A 19,847-nucleotide genomic window follows, 5' to 3' on the forward strand; every position below is an offset into this window, starting at 1 on the left:
CACCGAGCAGACAATCTACCAGCGCCGCAGGTCGCGCCCCAAATCCCCGGACGGGATCAACGGGCCTTCGTCCGACGCGCCCGCGGCGCGGGCGCTAGCATGGCCCCGTGAAAGCTCTCCTGTACCTCGTCCTCGGCCTCGTCTTCGGAATCTTCCTCGTCGTGATCGGCGTCGGGGAAACCTCTAAGACCACTCCGACGTGTGGTGGTCGCACCATGAGCCAGGGGGATCACTGCGTCTCGTCGAAGGGCGGGCGCAAGGACTTCGACCAGCAGTTGAGTTCCGATCGCCGCGGCGGGTATTTCATGATCGGCTTCGGAGCGCTCGTGATCCTGGGCGCCGCGGGTGTGGCGGTGGCGTCGCTGGCCACCTCGGACAAGAAGCCCGCACCCGGAAACCTGACGCCGCAGGCCCGGTCGGGCCCACCCTACGGCCAGCCGCTGCCCGGGCAGCCCGGTCAACCGTTCCCCGGGCAACCCACGCCCGGACCATTCGGGGCTCAACCTCCTGGCGTGCAACCGTTCGGGGCGACCGCCCAGCAACCGGCAACCCCGCCCCCGTCGGCAAACCCCTCGCCTTTTGCCCCGCCGCAGACCTCGCCCCCGCCTCCCGGGCCGACGTCGCCCTACACGAAGGGCCAGTAGACCGACGGGTCAGGCGTACGGCCCCGCACTGTTCAAGTCGGCGGTAGTACGCCAACCACGACCCGATGACTCCGGTCTGCCAGTGCTCCTCGAAGCAGCCGGGGAAGACGACCCCGTCGTCGATGAGCAAGGGCACCCCCTCGCTCAACCGGGCGCCCAGGCCGCGGAGGTTGCGGTCGTGCAATCGCTGCAGCCTCCGATACCCGCCGGGGATGGGTGACATCGTGACCTCGCCGACAAGCGCCAGCATCGGGGTGTTGCGCGCTGCGATCCGAGCGGCGTTCAACGGAACACCGAGCTGCCACGGGAGGCCCTCGACGAGTTCGGGCTTCATGGATCGATTGTGCTCGCCGATTCGCCGGATCGCCGACCACCGCATCGCGATGATGCACGCCCCGTCGGAGTGAACCAACCCGTCGGGGCTCACCGTCAAGGTCGTGTCGGCGAGGATGCGCTGATCGATGCGGTAGGACGTCCAGTAGCTGCCGCCCGCCCCCACCAGCCCGCCGGCAACGGCGATCCCGACGAGCAGTCCGCCGGGCACGTCGCTGTGCCCGGTGAAGCCGGCGATCATCCCGGCGACGATGAAGGTCAGCAGGCCGGCGAGGAAGAACATCGCCACCGTCGCTGGCATGACGCGGCGCTGTGTCAGCGCGGCGGTTTCGATAGTCGGCAGGGTCACGCTCGGTGATTGCCGCGCGGTGCTCACCCGCCCACCTGGACGCCAGGCTGGCTGAACGACCACCACACGACGACGATCGCGACGACGGCAAGCACGACCCCGACGGCCGCCGCCACGGCGAGTGCGGGCACCGGGCGCCGGCCGGAACCGTCGGAGAGCGCTTCGGCCAGCCCCACCCCCACCATCACGGTGCCGGCGATGATCAGCAGGGGCAGCGCCGGGGTCAGCGCGACGAAGCTGGAAATCTGCGACTCGACTCCCAACTGATGAAAATTCATGACCAGACTGCCACGGAAGACCGCGGCACCCGCCGATGCGACGAGCGTCGCAACGCCGGCACCGGTGACCAATGCGGCGCCGAGGTGCCGCCCGGTCAACGCCAGTACCCCGGCGAGAACCGCCACCAACCCGAACAGAATGGTCGCCCAGCCGAGCCCGACTGAGACAGTCAACCGACTGGCACCGCCGTAATACCAACCGATTCCGCTGGGCTTGATCACCGCCATCCCGAGCTCGGAGAGATCCAGCCACGGAACCGCGCTGAGGCCGATCACCGCAAGACCGGACACGATCGCCACCACACCGCAGATCACCTGCGTCAGACGAGCCCCCGACACCCTCGGCTACCCCACCTGCTTGGCGAGGATGACCCGCGTCTGGTCGACGTCCTCGGCAATCGCCTTCACCAACTCGTCGATCGAGTCGAACCGGGTCATCGGACGGATGCGGTCGACAAAGTCGACCGCGACGTACTGGCCGTAGAGGTCGGCCTCGGTGTCGAGGACGAAGGCCTCGACGGTGCGCGCCCGGCCGGAGAAGGTGGGGTTGGTCCCCACCGAGACGGCGGCCTCGTAGCGTTTGCCGTGCTCGACCTGCCCCAGGGTCGCGCCGGGTCCGATCACGGTGAACCAGCACGCGTACACCCCGTCGGCGGGGATCGCCGCATGCATCGGCGGGGCGACGTTGGCCGTCGGGAAGCCCAGTTCCCGCCCTCGGCCGTCGCCGCGCACCACCACGCCCTCCACGCGATGCGGGCGGCCGAGCGCCTCCGCGGCCGAAGCCACGTCGCCGGCGGCCACACACGAGCGGATGTACGTCGATGAGAAGGTCACCGCGTGCTCGCCGAACAACGACACCGCCTGGACTTCGAACCCGAAACGCTCCCCGAAGTCGCGCAGCTTCTCCACGTTTCCCGCGGCCTTGTGGCCGAAGGTGAAGTTGTCCCCGACGACGACGTCGGCGGCGTGCAGCGTCTCGACCAAAATGCTGTGCGCGAAGTCCTTCGGGGACCGGGCGGCCAGCGCGGGCGTGAACGGCATCACGCAGAACACGTCGATCCCCATCTGCTCGGCGAGTTCGGCCCGGCGCGTCAGCGTCGTCAACTGCGGCGGGTGCGTACCCGGCCGCACCACCTCGGCCGGGTGCGGGTCGAACGTCATCAGGACCGAGGGCAGGCCGCGAGCGGCGGCCGCCGTCGTCGCCGCTTTGATCAACTGCGCATGTCCCCGGTGAACACCGTCGAATACGCCGATGGTGACGACGCATCGCCCCCAGTCGGCAGGTATGTCATCGAGACCTCGCCATCGCAACACGCCGCTCACCTTACCCGCCGCCGTGTCTGCGGAACCGACGGCGCGGCATCACTAGACTGAACGCCATGCCACGCGGGAACGAACGGTCCGAACTGACCTCGGTCGCCCAGGACTACCTCAAGGTCATCTGGGCCGCCCGGGAGTGGGACGACGTCAAGGTGACCACCTCGATGATCGCCGAGAAACTGGAAATCTCCCCGTCGACCGCGTCGGAGGGGATCCGCAAGCTCGCCGAACAGGGGTTGCTCGAGCACGAGAAGTACGGCGCCATCACCCTCACCGAGGCCGGCCGACTGGCGGCGATCGGCATGGTGCGCCGCCACCGGCTGTTGGAGACCTACCTGGTCTCCGAACTGGGCTACGGGTGGGACGAGGTTCACGACGAGGCCGAAGTGCTCGAACACGCGGTGAGCGACCGGCTCATGGAGCGGATCGACGCCAAACTCGGCTACCCGCGGCGCGACCCGCACGGCGACCCGATCCCCTCCCCCGACGGCGATATCGCCAGCCCGGACGTCTGCCTGCTCGCCGACCTCGACGACGGCGAGTCCGGCGTCATCGCCCGCATCTCCGACACCGACCCGGCGATGCTGCGCTACTTCGACGAAGTCGGCATCGCCCTGGACCGCCGGGTGCGGGTGGCGGGCAAGCGGCCCTTCGCCGGCACCATGACGGTCGCCGTCGACGGCGGCGAACCCTCGGTCACCCTCGGCGACGTCGCCACCCGGGCGATCTTCATCGTCGCGGGCTGAATCCGCCCGATCGGCCGCATCGCGACGCGGCCGGCGACACCCTCGCCCCGCGGCACCGCCGCCTAGTGGTCCTGCTCGCCGATGCGGTGGACGTGGATGAAGTTGGTCGACCCGACGATCCCCGGAGGAGCCCCGGCGACGATCACGACGGTGTCGCCCGCGGTCATCCGCCCGCTGTCCAGCAGGATTCGGTCGACCTCGTCGATCATCTCGTCGGTGTTGCCGATCCGGTCGACGATGAAGGACTCGGTGCCCCAGCTCAAGGCCAACTGGTTGCGGATCTCCGGGATCGGGGTGAACGCCAGGAGCGGCAGCGGCGAGTGCAACCGGGCCAGTCGTCGCACGGTGTCGCCCGATTGGGTGAAGGCGACCAGCGCCTTCGCCGACAACCGCTCGCCGATGTCGCGGGCCGCATAGGAGATGACGCCGCGCCGGGTGCGCGGCAAGTGGTCGAGCGGCGGCACCGAACGCGAACCGCTCTCGACCGCCTGACAGATGCGGTTCATCGTCGCCACCGACTGGACCGCGTACTTGCCGACCGACGTCTCGCCGGAGAGCATCACCGCGTCGGCACCGTCGAGCACGGCATTGGCGACGTCGGAGGCCTCGGCGCGCGTCGGACGGGAGTTCTCGATCATCGAGTCGAGCATCTGGGTGGCGACGATGACCGGCTTGGCGTTCTCCCGGGCCATCTGGATGGCGCGCTTCTGCACCAGCGGAACCTCTTCGAGCGGGACCTCGACGCCCAGGTCGCCACGGGCGACCATGATGGCGTCAAAGGCCAAGACGATGGCCTCGAGATTCTCAACCGCCTCGGGCTTTTCCAGCTTGGCGATCACCGGGACCCGGCGCCCCACCCGGTCCATCACCTCGTGGACCAACTCGATGTCCGACGGGGAGCGCACGAAGGAGAGCGCGACGAGGTCGGCACCGAGGCCCAACGCAAACTCCAAGTCCGCGATGTCCTTCTCCGACAGCGCGGGGACCGAGACGTTCATCCCGGGGACCGACAGGCCCTTGTTGTTGCTCACCGGCCCACCCTCGGTGACGGTGCACACGACGTCGGTGTCCTCGATGTCGGTCACCACCAGGCCGACCTTGCCGTCGTCGACGAGGAGCCGGTCGCCGACCCGGGCATCCCGGGCGAGCTGGGTGTAGGTCGTTCCCACGCGCTTGTCCTCACCGACGATGTCGTCGACGGTGATCCGGACGGTGTCGCCGGTCTCCCAGTTCGCCTTGCCGTCGCCGCCGAACTTGCCCAACCGGATCTTGGGTCCCTGCAAGTCCGCCAGCACGCCGACCGCCTTGCCGCTGGCCACCGCCGCGTCGCGCACGTTGCCGTACATCGTGGCGTGGTCGTCATGGGTGCCGTGGCTGAAGTTCAGCCGCGCCACGTCCATGCCGGCCTCGATCAACGCCTGAATCCGCTCGACGGAAGCGGTGGCGGGACCCATGGTGCAGACAATCTTTGTTCGACGGTTCACCTGCACCAGCGTAGTGGGCGCCCGATCCACCGCCACCGCTGGCAGGCCCTGGCGGCGGCCCGTCACAAAGCGTTCACGCGAACGTCATGAAAAGCACTGCACAAGCCCCGTCAGGCGTTGTCCGGGTCCTCGTCTGCGTCGGCCGCGTCGTCCGCGTCTGCATCGTCGTCCGCGTCGGCATCGGCTTCGGCGTCCTCCTCGGCTTCCGCTTCCGATTCGGCGTCGTCGTCACCTTCCGACTCGGCTTCCTCGTCAGCCTCGGATTCGGGTTCCTCCGCCGCGACATCATCGTCGTCGTCGGTGTCCGCAGTCTCGGCTGCCTCGCTGCGCCGCACGATGTTCGGCGCCTCGTCCTCCGCATCGGCGACGGCGTCATCAGCGCCAGCCTCGTCAGCGCCAGCCTCATCAGCGTCGGCGTCATCAGCGTCGGCAACCTGGACGAACTCGTCGGCCTCCTCGGTCTCGTCCGCCCCGAAGAGTGCCGCCATCCGGTCGAGCGACGCGAGCAACGACTCGGCCGTCGTGGCGCGGGCGCGCTCGTTGCGCTTGGCGTCGTCGGGGTCGAGACCGGTCCAGTCGTAGGTGTGGGTCACGAGGGTGACCCGGTCGTCGAGCGGTTCGAGCTCCCAGCGCCACAGGTGACCCGGCTGCGGGCCGCCCACCTCCGAGGGCTTCCACGCAATGAGCCGGTCGGTCTCGAACTCGACAATGGTGTTCTCCCGCACCCGACCGCTGGTGTTGGTCATCTGGAAGACGTCGCCGACGGCGCTGACCCGCTGGCCGTCCTCCGCCTCCGCCAGGTTCTCGTTGCCGTCGAACCGCGGTTGCTGCGCCGGATCGGCGATCAGGGCGAAGATCTCCGCCGCCGGTGCGTCAATTTCCCGCGTCGCGCTGACCACGCGGAGCTCGTCGTCGGGCCCAGTCGACGAGATCGAGGGCCCACTCGACGAGATCGAGGGCCCACTCGACGAGATTGAGGGCCCACTCGGCGAATCGGGGGCGTCGGTTTCGTCGGTTTCGTCGGTGGCGTCGACCTCGGAGGCGTCGACATCGGAGGCGTCGTCGGCGTCGTCGTCGGCCCACGGATCGATATAGCCGACCTTGCCCTCCGCCTCCAGCTCCGCGGCCCGCTTCGGGCGGTACATCGACAGCCCCAGTTCCCGACCGCGCGGGGCGGCGAGGAAGTAGGCCAACGCGCAACCGAACACCACGACCGCGACGATCGAGTTCACCCGGATACCCATGCCGAAAGGCTCCGAAGCGGGGTCGTCACGCACCAGCTCGACGAAGAACCGGCCGAAGCAGTACCCCATCACGTAGAGCGCGAACAGGCGCCCGTGGCCGACCCGGTAGTAGCGGTCCACGGCGACGAGCACCAGGACGAACAAGACGTTCCACAACGCCTCATACAGGAACGTCGGGTGCACAATGGCCGTCCGGACCCCGGTCGACACCCCGGTCAGGTTGTCCGGAACCCGCTGGAAGATCTCCAGCCCCCACGGCAGGTCGGTGGCCCGCCCGTAGACCTCCTGGTTGAAGTAGTTGCCGAATCGGCCGATCGCTTGGGCCAGCAGGATCGCCGGCGCGATCGCGTCGCCGAACGCCGGCAACCTGATCCCGTAGACCTTGCAGCCGATCCAGGCGCCCACCGCACCGAGGGCCACCGCACCCCAGATGCCCAGACCGCCGTCCCAGATCTTGAACGCGTCCATCGCGCTCCGCGGCGGATTGAGGGTCTGCCCGAGGTCGGTGAAGTAGTACCGCCAGTCGGTGAGCACGTGGTAGGCCCGGCCACCGATCAATCCGAAGGGCACGGCGAACAGCGCGACGTCGAGCACCTCGCCGGGCTGACCACCGCGCGCGATCCAGCGGCGCGACCCCCACCAGAGGGCGACGAGGATGCCGGCGACAATGCAGAGCGCATAGGCGCGGATCGGGATGGGACCCAGATGCCAGACGCCCTGCGACGGGCTCGGGATGTAGGCGAGGACCTGCGCGGAATTCACGCGGTCAACACTAACGGACGGCCGGGGTCAGGACTTCCCGCGCGCACCATCGGCGAGTTCGCCGACCAGTGCCGCCACGGCGGCGGGCCCCTCGTCGACCGCCGACACGATCGCCGACCCGACGATCACACCGTCGGCGTACTGCGCGATCTCCGCGGCCTGGGCGCCGCTGCGCACGCCGAGCCCCACGCCGATCGGGATCTCGGAGTACTCGCGCACCCGGGCGCACAGCTCCGGCGCCAGGTTCGAGACGGTGTCGCGCGCGCCGGTGACGCCCATCGTCGACGAGGCGTAGACGAATCCGCGGCAGTGGTCCAGCGTCATCGCCAGGCGTTCCGGCGTCGACGACGGGGCGACCAGGTAGATCCGGTCGAGGTCGTGCGCATCGGAGGCCGCCTCCCACTCCGCCCCCTCATCCGGGATGAGGTTGGGGGTGATGATTCCGAGGCCGCCGGCCGCGGCCAGGTCGCGGGCAAAGGCGTCGACGCCGTAGCGCAGGACGAGGTTCCAATAGACCATCACGACGGGCTTGCCACCGGCCTTCGCCACCATCTCGGCGGCGGCGAAAACGTCGCGGACGCGGGTACCGGCGGCCAGTGCGCGCTGTGTCGCCTTGGCGATCGTCGGGCCGTCCATCACCGGGTCCGAATAGGGAATGCCGATCTCGACGATGTCGCAACCCGACTCGACCATCGTCGTCATGGTGTCGAGGGAGCCGGCCACCGTCGGATAGCCCACCGGGAGATAGCCGATGAGGGCGGCACGGTCCTCGGCGCGGCAAGCGGCGAAAGTCTCGCCCAGCCGAGAGGCGGGGGCGGGCTTGCTCATCGACCGCTCTCCTTCTCCCGTTGGGCCTGTTGTGCGGCGTACTCGAATTCTGACGGCGGCTTGTCGAACAACCCGAACCATTTCGCCGCGGTGTCCACGTCTTTGTCGCCGCGGCCGGAGAGGTTCACCACGACGATCGCACCGTCGCCCAGTTCGGCCCCGAGCTTGAGCGCGCCGGCCACCGCGTGTGCCGACTCGATGGCCGGGATGATCCCCTCGCGGCGCGAGAGCAGGCTCAGCGCATCCATCGCCTCGACATCGGTGACCGGCCGGTATTCGGCTCGGCCGACGTCCTTGAGGTAGGCGTGTTCGGGACCCACCCCCGGGTAGTCCAGCCCGGCCGAGATCGAGTGCGACTCGATGGTCTGCCCGTCCTCGTCCTGCAGGAGGTAGGAGTAAGCGCCCTGGAAGGCTCCGGGCGAACCGCCGGCGAAGGTGGCCGCGTGCCGACCGGTTTCCACACCGTCCCCGGCGGCTTCGAAGCCGACCAGGCGCACCCCCTCGTCGTCGATGAAGGGGTGGAAGATCCCGATCGCGTTGGAACCGCCGCCGACGCAGGCGGTCACCGCGTCGGGCAACCGGCCGACCTGCTCGAGGATCTGGGCCCGCGCCTCCAGTCCGACGACGCGCTGCAAGTCGCGGACCATCATCGGGAACGGGTGCGGACCGGCCGCGGTGCCGAAGCAGTAGTAGGTGTTGTGCGCGTTGGTGACCCAGTCGCGCATGGCCTCGTTGATCGCGTCCTTGAGGGTCGCCGAGCCGGTTTCCACGGCCACCACGTCGGCGCCCAGCAGGCGCATCCGGGCGACGTTGAGTGCTTGGCGCTCGGTGTCGACGCGGCCCATGTAGATCAGGCACTCCAAGCCGAGCAGCGCGCAGGCCGTAGCCGTGGCGACACCGTGCTGACCGGCGCCGGTCTCGGCGATGACCCGGGTCTTGCCCATCCGCTTGGCCAGCAACGCCTGGCCCAACACGTTGTTGATCTTGTGTGAGCCGGTGTGGTTGAGGTCCTCACGCTTGAGGAACAGCCGGGCACCGCCGGCCGCCTCGCGCAGCCGGGCCGCCTCGTATAGCGGCGACGGACGCCCCGTGTAGTCGCGCTGCAGCCGGTCGAGCTCGGTCAGGTACTCCTCGTCGCTGCGCATCTTCTCGTAGGTCACGGTGACCTCGTCGACGACCGCCATCAACGCCTCGGGCATGTGGCGACCGCCGTACACGCCGAAGTGGCCGCCCGCATCGGGCTCCACGGAGGTGCGGTTGACGATGCCCGCGCTGGCCGGCGGGTACGCCCGTGCGCCGGTCGCGTCTGATTGCGCCATGGCTATCGGACGGGCTTGGGGCACGACGGGTGCGTGCCCGCGGTGACGAGTTCGGCCAGCGCCGTGCGCGGGTCGCCGCTGGTGACCAGGCCCTCGCCGACGAGGACCGCGTCTGCGCCGGCCCCCGCGTAGGCGAGCAGGTCGGCGGTGCCACGGACACCAGACTCGGCGATCTTGATCACCTCGGTGGGCAATCCGGGGGCGATGCGGGCGAAGGAATCCCGGTCCACCTCAAGGGTTTTCAGGTTTCGCGCGTTGATGCCGACAACTTTCGCGCCGGCCTGCAGCGCCCGATCAGCCTCTTCCTCGGTATGCGCCTCGACGAGGGCGGTCATGCCCAGCGACTCGGTGCGGTCCAGCAGGGCCTCGAGGACGTTCTGCTCGAGCGCGGCGACGATCAGCAGGATCACGTCGGCGCCGTGCGCCCGGGCCTCGTGGATCTGGTAGGGCCCGACGATGAAGTCCTTGCGCAGGATCGGCAGGTCGACGGCGGCGCGCACCGCGTCCAGATCGGCGAGCGAACCGCGGAAGCGCCGCTCCTCGGTGAGCACGCTGATGATCCGCGCCCCGCCCTCGGCGTAGATGCGGGCCAGGTCGGCCGGATCGGCGATGTCGGCCAGCTCGCCGCGGGACGGGCTCGCCCGCTTCACCTCGGCGATGACCCCGATGCCGGGCTGGCGCAGGGCGGCCATGGCATCGCGCGGCGGCGCGGCCTGCTCCGAGGCCCTCTTGATGGCTTGGTAGTCGATGGCCGCCTCACGGACGGCAACGTCGGCTTTGACGCCCTCGATGATCGACTCGAGCACGGTCTGCTCTGCCATGGCGTCTCACCTCCTCGGCGTTGCCCGCGCGGCGGGCCCCGTTCGCGTCGCGGTCGGGTTCGGCGAATCCTCCGGCGCGCCCGACTTGTTGGTATCTCACAGGGTAGCCGCGAGTGGCGACACACCCGCGCCCGGGTGGGGTGTGCTCGGTTTCACTCGGTGGGGTCGACGCCGGTGTCGAGGCTGTCCCACAGCAGGCGCTCGCTGGTCCCCGCATCCGACGATGCACCGTCACGCTGCTCCGATGCGGTGACCGTTCCAGAACCCTGCGCCTGGGCCCGCTTGCGGCGTTCGTAGTCGTCGAACACCTTGCGCTCGAGTTCTTCCCGGCGCGCGGCCGGGGAACGGTACTTCGACGACATCCCGGCTCCCCGTGCGGCTCGCATCGCCAACGCGGCGCCGACCGCGATGAGGGCGACCGCGACGAGCACGATCGCCGGCGCCCAGTCGTTCACCGTCGTCAGCAACACCCGGAACCGGGGTGGCAGATCGATCGCGCGGGCCGCGTAGTCGCTGTCGACCGACGTGGTCATCAGTGAGACCGCCGGAATCGCAATGACGATGGCCCCGATGCCGAGCACCACGGCCACGATGCGCAGGGCGATCCCGCGCAGCGCCCACACGACGGCGACGGCGGCGAGCAGGACCAGCGCCGCCGGGGTCAGCCACGGGCTCCAGTCCGATCCGTGGACGGTGAAGCTGCGCATCGGCGAGAGTCCGTCCTCGGCGTCGACCCGGGCCCAGGTCACCCGCGAGGCGACCCACAGCACCAATGCGCCGGCGGCGAGGGCCACCGAGGCCATCGCCTTCTCTCGGATCCGGTTCGGCGACGCGGTGGGCTCGCCGTCCTCGTCGACGGTCATTCCTCCTGCGCCTTCTCCCCCAGCCTCGTCATGGTGGCCGCGGCCGCGACCGCGTTGAGGACCGCCGTCGCCTTGTTGCGCGCCTCGCGGTACTCGTAGGCGGGATCGGAGTCGGCCACCACCCCGGCACCGGCCTGCACGTAGGCCTTGCCGTCGGCGAGCAGCGCCGTGCGGATGGCGATGGCGGTGTCGGCGTCACCGGCGAAGTCGAGGTAGCCCACCACCCCACCGTAGAGCCCGCGGCGGGTGATCTCGTGCTCCTCGATGAGTTCCATCGCGCGCACCTTCGGGGCGCCCGAGAGCGTCCCGGCGGGGAAACACGCCGCCACCGCGTCGAGGGCGGTCTGGTCGTCGCGCAGTCGCCCCGACACGGTCGAGACCAGGTGCATCACGTGGCTGTAGCGCTCGATGTGGCTGTAGTCGCTGACCTTCACCGAGCCGGGCTCGCAGACCCGGCCGAGATCGTTGCGCGACAGGTCGACGAGCATCAGGTGCTCGGCCCGCTCCTTCTCGTCGCCGAGGAGGTCCTTGCCGAGCAGGATGTCCTCCTCGTCGCTCTTGCCCCGCCACCGCGTGCCGGCGATCGGGTGCGTCGTCGCCACGCCGTCGGAGACGGTCACCAGCGCCTCGGGGGAACTGCCCACGATCGCGACCGGGTGACCGCCGGTGCCGACCGATTCGGGGATGCGCAGCAGATACATGTAGGGACTCGGGTTGGACGCGCGCAACACGCGGTACACGTCGAGCGGGTCGGCCTCGGTATCCATCTCGAAGCGCACCGACGGGACCACCTGGAAGGCCTCGCCGGCCTCGATGTCGCCGACCAGCGTGGTGACGACCTCGCTGAACTCCGCCAGGTCGCGCTGCGCGGTGAAGACCGGCTCCAGCCGGTCGTACACCGCCACCGTGGAGGGGGCCGGCGCGGCCAGCGCCGCGGTCATCCGGTCCAGGCGGGAAACGGCGTCGGCGTAGGCCTCGTCGACATTCTCGTCGCTGCCGTTCCAGTTGACCGCGTTGGCGATCAGCGTGATCGTGCCCTCGTGGTGGTCGACGGCGGCGAGGTCGGTGGCCAGCATCAGGAACAGGTCGGGCAGGCCCAGATCGTCGACGGTGGACTCCGGCAGCCGCTCGAGGCGCCGGACCAGGTCGTAGGCCATGAACCCGACGAACCCGCCGGTCAACGGCGGCATGTCGGGCAACGGGTCGGTGGCCAGCAACTCCAGCGACGCCGCGAGCGCCGCCAACGGATCGCCACCGCTGGGCGCCCCGGCCGGGGCGGTGCCCCACCAGGCGGCCTCGCCGTCGACCACGGTCAGCGCGGCCGGCGCCCCGGCCCCGATGAAGGACCAGCGCGACCACGACTGTCCGTTGTCGGCCGACTCGAGCAGAAACGTGCCCGGGCGGTCGCCGGCCAGTTTCGCGTACGTCGACAGCGGCGTCTCCGCGTCGGCGAGGACCCGGCGGGTGACCGGGACGACGCGGTGGTCGACGGCCAGGTCGCGGAACTGTTCGAGGGTCGTCGTCGTGAGATGGGCGTGTCCGGTCATCCGAGCGGCTCGCCCCCGACGCCCCACTGGCTGCGCGGTACCTCGGTGATGGTGACCCAGACCGAATCCGGGTTCTTCCCCGTCGCCTTGGCGTACGCCTCGGTGACCGCGGCAATCGTCTCGCGCTTGATCGCGTCGGAGAGTCCCGGGGTCTGGGAGATCTGGATCAGCGGCATCGCAGCCTCATTTCTGCGCTGCGGACTGCTGCGCGTCGGGGTGGAAGAGTTCGGCGGTGTCGAAACAGCTGTGGTTGCCGGTGTGGCAGGCCGGACCGGTCTGTTCCACGACGAGCAGCACCGTGTCGCCGTCGCAGTCCAGGCGCACCGACTTCACCCGCTGGGTGTGTCCGCTGGTCTCGCCCTTGACCCAGTACTGCTGGCGCGACCGCGAATAGTAGGTCGCGGCGCCGGTCGCCAGCGTCCGCGCCAGCGCGACGTCGTCCATCCAGGCCTGCATCAGGACGATACCGGTGCCCTCCTCCTGCGCCACCGCGGCCACCAGGCCGTCGGCGTTGCGCTTGAGGCGATCCGCGATCGCCGGGTCCAACGCGTCCGGTCCGTCGGGGGTGCTCATGCGCTCACCTCCATTCCGGCGGTGCGCACGGTGATGCCTTCGTCGGCCATCGCCCGCTTCACCTCGCCGATGGTGAGTTCGCCGAAGTGGAACACCGAGGCCGCCAGCACCGCGTCGGCGCCGGCCCGTACCGCGGGCGCGAAGTCGGCGGCGCCACCCGCACCGCCACTGGCGATCACCGGGACATCGACGACGGCGCGCACCGCGGTGAGCATCGCCAGGTCGAAACCGGCCTTGGTCCCGTCGGCATCCATCGAATTGAGCAGGATCTCCCCCACGCCCAGGTCTTGGCCGCGGCGCGCCCATTCCAGCGCGTCGATGCCCGTGCCGCGGCGGCCGCCGTGGGTGGTGACCTCCCACCCCGACGCGGTGGGTTGCTGGCCGGCCGGAACGGTGCGCGCGTCGACCGACAGGACGATGCACTGCGACCCGAACCGGCGGCTCATCTCGCTGAGCACCTCGGGCCGCGCGATCGCGGCGGTGTTGACGCTGACCTTGTCCGCGCCGGCCCGGAGCATGACGTCGACGTCGGTGACCTCGCGGATCCCGCCGCCGACGGTGAGCGGGATGAAGATCTCGTCGGCGGTGCGCTTGACCACGTCGACCATGGTGGCCCGACCCGAACTCGACGCGGTCACGTCGAGGAAGGTCAACTCGTCGGCGCCCTCGGCGTTGTACCGGGCGGCCAGCTCGACCGGGTCGCCGGCGTCGCGCAGATTCTCGAAGTTCACCCCCTTGACCACCCGGCCGTCGTCGACGTCGAGGCAGGGGATCACGCGTACCGCCACACTCATCAGCTCTCCCAGTCCTGTCCGGTCACCGTGTTGATCAGGTCGATCAGTTCGCCGTGGACGCCGCGGGCCGCCGCGACGATCGACGGCGACGAGGCGCGATACGGCTTGCCGGCGACGTCGGTGACCACGCCGCCGGCGGCACGGACCAGGGCCGCGCCGGCCACGTTGTCCCAGGCGTGTCGGCCGAAGCTGATCGCACCGCTGTAGGTGCCCGCCGCGGTGAACGCCAGATCGACGCCAATGCTTCCCGACATCCGCAACCGCGACGCCCGGCCCGACAGGGCGGAGAGCACCTCGATGCGCCGCCGGCCCGGGTAGTGGCCCCGGGACCGTTCGTTGAAGGCGCCGAATCCGATGACCGATTCGCGCAGCGGAACCGGCCCCAGCGGGTCGAGCAGCCGGCCGTTGCAGCGCACCCCGCCGTCGAGGTGGCCCACATAGCGCAGGTCCAACAGCGGGAGCCAGGTCAGGCCGAGGACCGGCTCGCCGTCGGCGCACAGCCCGACGAGCATGCCGGTCATCGGCGAACCGGTGGAGTAGTTGAACGTCCCGTCGACCGGGTCGACGACCCAGACCAACCCGTCGTCGACGGGCGGGCCGCCGAATTCCTCGCCGTGGCACGGCAGTCCCGTTTGGGCGGTGAGTTCGCCGCAGATGAACCGCTCGAGGTCGAGGTCGACCTGGGTGGCGAAGTCGCGGTCGCCCTTGCGGACCACGCCCGGCGCGCCCCGGTCGGCGGTGAACCGCGGGGTCGCCGCATCGAGGATCGTGCTGGCCGTGTGCGCCAGCGCAGCCAGGTCGAGGGTGGTCGGGTCAGCCATCAGAGCTCCTCGCGCACCGCCGCCAGGGCCTCGGGCAGAGTGAACCGGCCGGCGTAGAGCGCCTTGCCGATGATCGCCCCCTCCACCCCCAGGTCGCACAGTCCGGCGATGGCGGTGAGGTCGGCCAGTTCGGAGATCCCGCCGGAGGCGACGACCGGCGACGCGGTGCGCTGGGCGACCTGTCGCAACAGATCCAGGTTCGGCCCGCTCAGCGTGCCGTCCTTGGAGACGTCGGTGACGACGTACCGGGCGCAGCCGTCGGCGTCGAGCCGGCTCAAGGTTTCCCACAGGTCGCCGCCCTCGGTGACCCAGCCGCGGCCCCGCAGCTTCCACGACTCCCCGTCGGCGGTGACGTCGAGCCCGACGGCGATCTTGTCGCCGTACTCGGCGATCGCCTCGGCACACCACGTCGGGTTCTCGATCGCGGCGGTGCCCAGGTTCACCCGGGCGCAGCCGGTGGCCAGGGCGGCCGCCAACGACGCGTCGTCACGAATGCCGCCGGACAACTCCACCGCGACGTCGAGCTCGGCGATCACGTCCGCCAGCAGCGCACGGTTGTCGCCCCGGCCGAAGGCCGCATCGAGATCGACCATGTGCACCCATTCCGCGCCGTCGCGCTGCCAGGCCAGGGCCGCCTCGCGCGGCGACCCGTACGAGGTCTCGGTACCGGCCGCGCCGCGCAGCAGGCGGACGGCCTGGCCGTCGGCGACGTCGACGGCGGGCAGCAGTTCCAGAACGGTGGCCATGGGTGGCGGTTTTCCTAACGGTCGGAGGGGGTGCCCGGGTTCGGACGGGTGCGTTTGGCCTCGCGCAGCTGCTCGGCCGCCTTGTCGACGACCCGGTTGGCGACGAAGCCGATGGCCGCGATCATCGCGACCAGGGCCAGGACCGTCACCGCAAGGGCGAGCCACGGATGGACCTGGGAGGCGGCCCAGATCACCGGCAGCGACACGACGAGCACGGCGAAACCGGAACCCAGCGAGGCCAGGGCCAGCCGGACGAACGAGAAGCCGGAACCGCTCATGACAGTCCTCCACACCAGTTGTCGAGCAGGTGCAATCCGACGTCGCCGGATTTCTCCGGGTGGAACTGGGTGGCGCTGAGCGCACCATTCTCGACCGCGGCCAGGAACCGCGAACCGTGGGTGGCCCACGTCAGCTTCGCCGCCGCGATAGGCGACGATTCGTCCGATTCGAGTTCCCAGGTCTGCGCGGCGTAGGAGTGCACGAAGTAGAACCGCTCGTCGGCGCCGACACCGTCGAACAGCACCGAATCCGGTGCCGACTCGACGGTGTTCCAGCCCATGTGCGGCAGCACCGGCGCGTCGAGGCGGGTGACCGTGCCCGGCCACTCGTCGCAGCCGTCGGTCTGCACGCCGAACTCGACGCCGGAGCTGAACATGATCTGCATCCCGACGCAGATCCCCAGGACCGGTCTCCCGCCGGCCAACCGCCGGCCGACGATCTGCGGGCCGCCCACCGCGGTGAACCCGGCCATACAGGCCGCGTACGCCCCGACACCGGGGACGACGAGTCCGTCGCAGTCGGCCGCAGCCGCCTTGTCCGACGTCACGGTGACACGGGCGCCGACGTGTTCGAGGGCGCGCTGGGCCGAGCGCAGGTTGCCCGATCCGTAGTCCAGGATGGTCACCGACGGTTGGCTCACAGACTGCCCTTCGTCGACGGGACGCCGCTGACCCGCGGATCCGGCTCGCAGGCCGCCCGCAACGCGCGGGCGACAGCCTTGTACTCCGCCTCGGTGATGTGGTGCTGGTCGCGGCCATACTCCACCCGCACGTGCAGGGCGATGCGCGCGTTGAGCGCCAACGACTCGAACACGTGGCGGTTGATGACCGTCGAATACGGGGCACCGGCCTTCCCGCCCTGGGCCGCACCCGGGATCACCGCGGTCAGCAGGTGGTCGGGCTCGCCGGTGTGCACGAAGTACGGGCGGCCCGACACGTCGACGGCCGCGTGCGCCAGTGTCTCGTCCATCGGGATCCAGGCATCACCGAACCGGCGGATGCCCTTCTTGTCCCCGAGGGCCTGGGCAAACGCCTGCCCCAGCACGATGGCGGTGTCCTCCACCGTGTGGTGTGCCTCGATCTCGATGTCGCCGCGCGCATCGACGGTGAGGTCGAAGCTTCCGTGCTGTCCGAAGGCGGTCAGCATGTGGTCGTAGAACGGCACGCCGGTGGCGATCTGCGTCTGGCCGGTGCCGTCGAGGTTCAACTCGACAACGATCGACGACTCGCGCGTCGTACGCTCCACCCGGGCGGTGCGCGGGGCTTGGTCGCTCATCAGAGCCTCACTAGGTCGGTCGGGGCCAACTTCTCGCTGACCCGCAGAAATGCGTCGTTCTCGGTATCCAATCCGATGGTGACACGCAGGCGCCCGTCGATCCCCGGATCACGGATCAACACGCCGTCGTCGAGGTAACGCTGCCAGCTCGCCGCCGGATCGGCGAATTCGCCGAAGAGGACGAAGTTCGCGTCCGACGGGGCGACGGCGTAGCCGAGGGCCGTCAACCGGGCCACCACCCGCTCGCGCTCGGCGACGATGCTGGCCACCCCGGCGAGGGTGTCGTCGCGGTGCCGCAGAGCGGCGCGCGCGGCGGCCTGCGTCTGGACCGACAGGTGGTACGGCAGCCGCACCAGGAGCACTGCGTCGACCACCGCCGGCGACGCGGCCAGGTAGCCGAGTCGGCCGCCGGCGAAGGCGAAGGCCTTGCTCATGGTGCGCGACACCACCACCTTGGCCGGATAGCGGTCGATGAGGGCCACCGCACTCGGCTGGTCGCTGAACTCGCCGTACGCCTCGTCGACGATGACGATCCCCGGCGCGGCGTCGACGATCGCCGCCAGGTCCTCGTTGGGGATGGCGGCCCCGGTGGGGTTGTTCGGCGACGTCAGGAACACCACGTCGGGGGCCAGTCGGGCGATCTCGCCCAACGCGTAGTCGAGGTCGAGCGAGAAGTCGGCCGCCCGCTTGGCCGCGAGCCACGTCGTATCGGTGCCGTCGGAGATGATCGGGTGCATCGAGTAGGACGGGACGAAGCCCAACGCGGTGCGCCCGGGTCCGCCGAAGGCCTGCAGCAGCTGCTGCAGGATCTCGTTGGACCCGTTGGCCGCCCAGATGTTGGCGGTGTCCAACTCCACACCGGTCGTCTCGGACAGGTACTGCGCGAGATCGGCGCGCAGCGCGACCGCGTCGCGGTCCGGGTAGCGGTGAAGCTGCGCGGCCGCGGCGCGGACCGACTCGGCGACGTCGTCGATGAGCGCCTGCGACGGCGGGTGCGGATTCTCATTGGTGTTGAGCTGCACCGGTACGTCGAGCTGCGGCGCGCCGTACGGCTGCTTGCCGCGCAGATTGTCGCGCAGCGGCAGGTCGGCGAGCGTCGCACCGGCCCCGACGTGTGCCCCGGACACGGGGGTCACGACGGGTCCCGCAGCGAGGCGAAGCGCTGCTTGACCGCATCACCGTGCGCCGGGAGGTCCTCGGCGTCGGCCAGGGTCACGACCTTCTCGGCCACCGCGCGCAGCGCGTCCTCGTCGTAGTCGATGACGTGCACGCCCTTGAGGAAGGTCTGCACCGAGAGCCCCGAGGCGAACCGGGCCGAGCCCGACGTCGGCAACACGTGATTGGACCCGGCGCAGTAGTCGCCGAGGCTCACCGGCGAGAACGGCCCGACGAAGATCGCGCCGGCGCTGCGGACCCGGTCGGCCACCGCGGCGGCGTCGCGGGTCTGGATCTCCAGGTGCTCGGCGGCGTACTCGTCGACGACGCGCAGCCCCGCCTCGAGGTCGTCGACCAGGACGATCCCCGATTGGGCACCGCCCAACGCCTGCGCGACGCGGTCGGCGTGCTTGGTCGAGGCGGCCTGCAGAACCACCTGCTCGTCGACGGCATCGGCCAACGCCTCGCTGTCGGTGACCAGCACCGATGCGGCGAGGACGTCGTGCTCGGCCTGGCTGATGAGGTCGGCGGCAATGTTCGCGGGATCGGCCGAGTCGTCGGCGAGGATCGCGATCTCGGTCGGACCGGCCTCCGAGTCGATGCCGACGGCACCGCGTACCAACCGCTTGGCCGCGGTGACATAGATGTTGCCGGGGCCGGTGATGAGGTCGACCGGGTCGAGCTCGGCGCCCGGCCCGCCCGCGGGGTCGACGTCTTGGCCGCCGTAGGCGAGCAGCGCAACCGCCTGGGCACCGCCGACCGCCCACACCTCGTCGACGCCCAGCAGCGCGCAGGCGGCCAGGATCGTCGGGTGGGGCCAGCCGCCGAAACCGGCCTGGGGCGGTGAGGCGACGACGAGCGAGGGCACGCCCGCCTCCTGCGCCGGGACCACGTTCATCACGACGCTCGACGGGTAGACCGCGTTGCCACCGGGCACGTAGAGGCCGACGCGGCGGACCGGGATCCACTTCTCCGCGACGGTGCCGCCCGGGGCGACCTGCGTGGTCACCGTCGCGCGGCGCTGGTCGGCGTGGACCGCCCGCGCCCGCGCGATCGACTCGCGCAACGCGGCGGCGACGGCGGGGTCCAGGTTCGCCAGCGCGTCGGCGATGACCGCGGCGGGAACACGGACCGATGCCGGGCGGACCTTGTCGAATTTTTCGCCGTAGTCGAGGGCTGCCGTGGCGCCATGGGTCTTGATCTCCTCGACGACCGGCGAGACCGTGCTCAGCACGGCGTTGACGTCGGTGCCTCCGCGCGGCAGGGCCCGGCGCAGCTGGGCTGCGGTGGGCGTGGTGCCGCGGAGGTCGGTGCGCGAGAGCATCAAGACTCCTGGTTCGATGGATGGGCTCCTATCAGGATATGCGGTCGACGGAAACGGTTTTCGCCACGTCCGCCCGGGTGTCACCCCGATGTGACCCGCGCCACCGCCGACTGGGCCCTCCTTCCGCCGACTGGGCCCTACTTTTCGCCGACTGGGCCCTACTTTTCGCCGACTGGGCCCTACTTTTCATCGACTGGGCCCTCCGCCCGCTTCCTGGGCGCCCGAGGAACTTGTGTGGCGACAAGCCCTCGGGCCCAGTCGGCAGGAATGAGGGCCCAGTCGGCAGGAATGAGGGCCCACTCGGCAGGAATGAGGGCCCACTCGGCAGGAATGAGGGCCCAC

General features: G+C 70.2%; 21 protein-coding genes. 2 read left to right on the forward strand and 19 right to left on the reverse strand.

Annotated features, from left to right (window positions below; genetic code table 11):
- Positions 1–107 precede the first annotated feature (107 nt).
- Positions 108–644 (forward strand): hypothetical protein, encoded by a 537-nt coding sequence (locus tag nbrcactino_RS18020; RefSeq protein WP_186343341.1) that lies wholly within the window; start codon positions 108–110, stop codon positions 642–644.
- Between the two features lie 705 nt (positions 645–1,349).
- Here nbrcactino_RS18020 and nbrcactino_RS11220 read toward each other — a convergent pair.
- Together nbrcactino_RS11220 and nbrcactino_RS11225 are read right to left on the reverse strand one after the other, a co-directional pair.
- The gene (locus nbrcactino_RS11220; protein ID WP_161927425.1) at positions 1,350–1,943 is read right to left on the reverse strand and encodes a hypothetical protein; all 594 of its coding nucleotides are present in this window, start codon (positions 1,941–1,943) and stop codon (positions 1,350–1,352) included.
- Positions 1,944–1,949: 6 nt separating this feature from the next.
- Complete coding sequence (locus nbrcactino_RS11225) at positions 1,950–2,918, reverse strand: bifunctional riboflavin kinase/FAD synthetase (protein WP_161927426.1); 969 nt, start codon at positions 2,916–2,918, stop codon at positions 1,950–1,952.
- Positions 2,919–2,983: 65 nt separating this feature from the next.
- On the opposite strand from nbrcactino_RS11225, the gene nbrcactino_RS11230 reads away from it, so the two are divergent.
- Positions 2,984–3,670: a metal-dependent transcriptional regulator gene (locus nbrcactino_RS11230; RefSeq protein WP_161927427.1), complete on the forward strand. Its 687-nt coding sequence runs from the start codon at positions 2,984–2,986 to the stop codon at positions 3,668–3,670.
- 62 nt (positions 3,671–3,732) lie between these two features.
- On the opposite strand, the gene pyk is transcribed toward nbrcactino_RS11230, so the two are convergent.
- The 17 genes from pyk to hisD form a co-directional block, all read right to left on the reverse strand.
- Positions 3,733–5,154 (reverse strand): pyruvate kinase, encoded by a 1,422-nt coding sequence (gene pyk, locus nbrcactino_RS11235; RefSeq protein ID WP_161927428.1) that lies wholly within the window; start codon positions 5,152–5,154, stop codon positions 3,733–3,735.
- A 110-nt stretch (positions 5,155–5,264) separates the two neighbouring features.
- The gene (gene lgt / locus nbrcactino_RS11240; RefSeq protein ID WP_161927429.1) at positions 5,265–7,160 is read right to left on the reverse strand and encodes a prolipoprotein diacylglyceryl transferase; all 1,896 of its coding nucleotides are present in this window, start codon (positions 7,158–7,160) and stop codon (positions 5,265–5,267) included.
- 27 nt (positions 7,161–7,187) lie between these two features.
- A complete protein-coding gene (trpA, locus tag nbrcactino_RS11245) occupies positions 7,188–7,988 on the reverse strand; it encodes a tryptophan synthase subunit alpha (protein ID WP_161927430.1) in 801 nt (266 codons plus the stop codon).
- Positions 7,985–9,307, reverse strand: coding sequence for a tryptophan synthase subunit beta (trpB, locus tag nbrcactino_RS11250; protein ID WP_161927431.1), 1,323 nt, complete (start codon positions 9,305–9,307; stop codon positions 7,985–7,987). Before trpB ends, trpA begins: the two co-directional genes overlap by 4 nt.
- 2 nt (positions 9,308–9,309) lie before the next feature.
- Entirely contained in the window at positions 9,310–10,128 is an 819-nt protein-coding gene (gene trpC / locus nbrcactino_RS11255; protein WP_161927432.1) for an indole-3-glycerol phosphate synthase TrpC, read from the reverse strand.
- Between the two features lie 152 nt (positions 10,129–10,280).
- Positions 10,281–10,991 carry a Trp biosynthesis-associated membrane protein gene (locus nbrcactino_RS11260; protein ID WP_161927433.1) on the reverse strand — a complete coding sequence of 237 codons (711 nt, stop codon included), beginning with the start codon at positions 10,989–10,991 and terminating at the stop codon, positions 10,281–10,283.
- Complete coding sequence (locus nbrcactino_RS11265) at positions 10,988–12,538, reverse strand: anthranilate synthase component I (protein WP_161927434.1); 1,551 nt, start codon at positions 12,536–12,538, stop codon at positions 10,988–10,990. The genes nbrcactino_RS11260 and nbrcactino_RS11265 overlap by 4 nt, the downstream gene beginning before the upstream one ends.
- Positions 12,535–12,714, reverse strand: coding sequence for a tautomerase family protein (locus tag nbrcactino_RS11270; RefSeq protein WP_161927435.1), 180 nt, complete (start codon positions 12,712–12,714; stop codon positions 12,535–12,537). Before nbrcactino_RS11270 ends, nbrcactino_RS11265 begins: the two co-directional genes overlap by 4 nt.
- Positions 12,715–12,721: 7 nt before the next feature.
- A complete protein-coding gene (gene hisI, locus nbrcactino_RS11275) occupies positions 12,722–13,111 on the reverse strand; it encodes a phosphoribosyl-AMP cyclohydrolase (protein ID WP_161927436.1) in 390 nt (129 codons plus the stop codon).
- A complete protein-coding gene (gene hisF, locus nbrcactino_RS11280; protein WP_161927437.1) occupies positions 13,108–13,905 on the reverse strand; it encodes an imidazole glycerol phosphate synthase subunit HisF in 798 nt (265 codons plus the stop codon). The genes hisI and hisF overlap by 4 nt, the downstream gene beginning before the upstream one ends.
- The gene (locus nbrcactino_RS11285; protein WP_161927438.1) at positions 13,905–14,726 is read right to left on the reverse strand and encodes an inositol monophosphatase family protein; all 822 of its coding nucleotides are present in this window, start codon (positions 14,724–14,726) and stop codon (positions 13,905–13,907) included. The genes hisF and nbrcactino_RS11285 overlap by 1 nt, the downstream gene beginning before the upstream one ends.
- Positions 14,726–15,472 (reverse strand): bifunctional 1-(5-phosphoribosyl)-5-((5-phosphoribosylamino)methylideneamino)imidazole-4-carboxamide isomerase/phosphoribosylanthranilate isomerase PriA, encoded by a 747-nt coding sequence (gene priA, locus nbrcactino_RS11290; RefSeq protein WP_161927439.1) that lies wholly within the window; start codon positions 15,470–15,472, stop codon positions 14,726–14,728. The genes nbrcactino_RS11285 and priA overlap by 1 nt, the downstream gene beginning before the upstream one ends.
- 14 nt (positions 15,473–15,486) lie before the next feature.
- Positions 15,487–15,750 (reverse strand): hypothetical protein, encoded by a 264-nt coding sequence (locus nbrcactino_RS11295; RefSeq protein ID WP_161927440.1) that lies wholly within the window; start codon positions 15,748–15,750, stop codon positions 15,487–15,489.
- Positions 15,747–16,391: an imidazole glycerol phosphate synthase subunit HisH gene (gene hisH / locus nbrcactino_RS11300; RefSeq protein ID WP_161927441.1), complete on the reverse strand. Its 645-nt coding sequence runs from the start codon at positions 16,389–16,391 to the stop codon at positions 15,747–15,749. Before hisH ends, nbrcactino_RS11295 begins: the two co-directional genes overlap by 4 nt.
- Positions 16,388–17,026 carry an imidazoleglycerol-phosphate dehydratase HisB gene (hisB, locus tag nbrcactino_RS11305; protein ID WP_161927442.1) on the reverse strand — a complete coding sequence of 213 codons (639 nt, stop codon included), beginning with the start codon at positions 17,024–17,026 and terminating at the stop codon, positions 16,388–16,390. The genes hisH and hisB overlap by 4 nt, the downstream gene beginning before the upstream one ends.
- On the reverse strand, positions 17,026–18,162 hold the full coding sequence (locus tag nbrcactino_RS11310; protein WP_161927443.1) for a histidinol-phosphate transaminase: 1,137 nt from the start codon (positions 18,160–18,162) through the stop codon (positions 17,026–17,028). The genes hisB and nbrcactino_RS11310 overlap by 1 nt, the downstream gene beginning before the upstream one ends.
- Positions 18,159–19,505, reverse strand: a complete 1,347-nt coding sequence (gene hisD / locus nbrcactino_RS11315) for a histidinol dehydrogenase (protein ID WP_161927444.1) — start codon at positions 19,503–19,505, stop codon at positions 18,159–18,161. The genes nbrcactino_RS11310 and hisD overlap by 4 nt, the downstream gene beginning before the upstream one ends.
- Positions 19,506–19,847 lie beyond the last annotated feature (342 nt).

Origin of the sequence: Gordonia crocea (assembly GCF_009932435.1) — a bacterium.
Taxonomy (GTDB): Bacteria; Actinomycetota; Actinomycetes; order Mycobacteriales; family Mycobacteriaceae; genus Gordonia; species Gordonia crocea.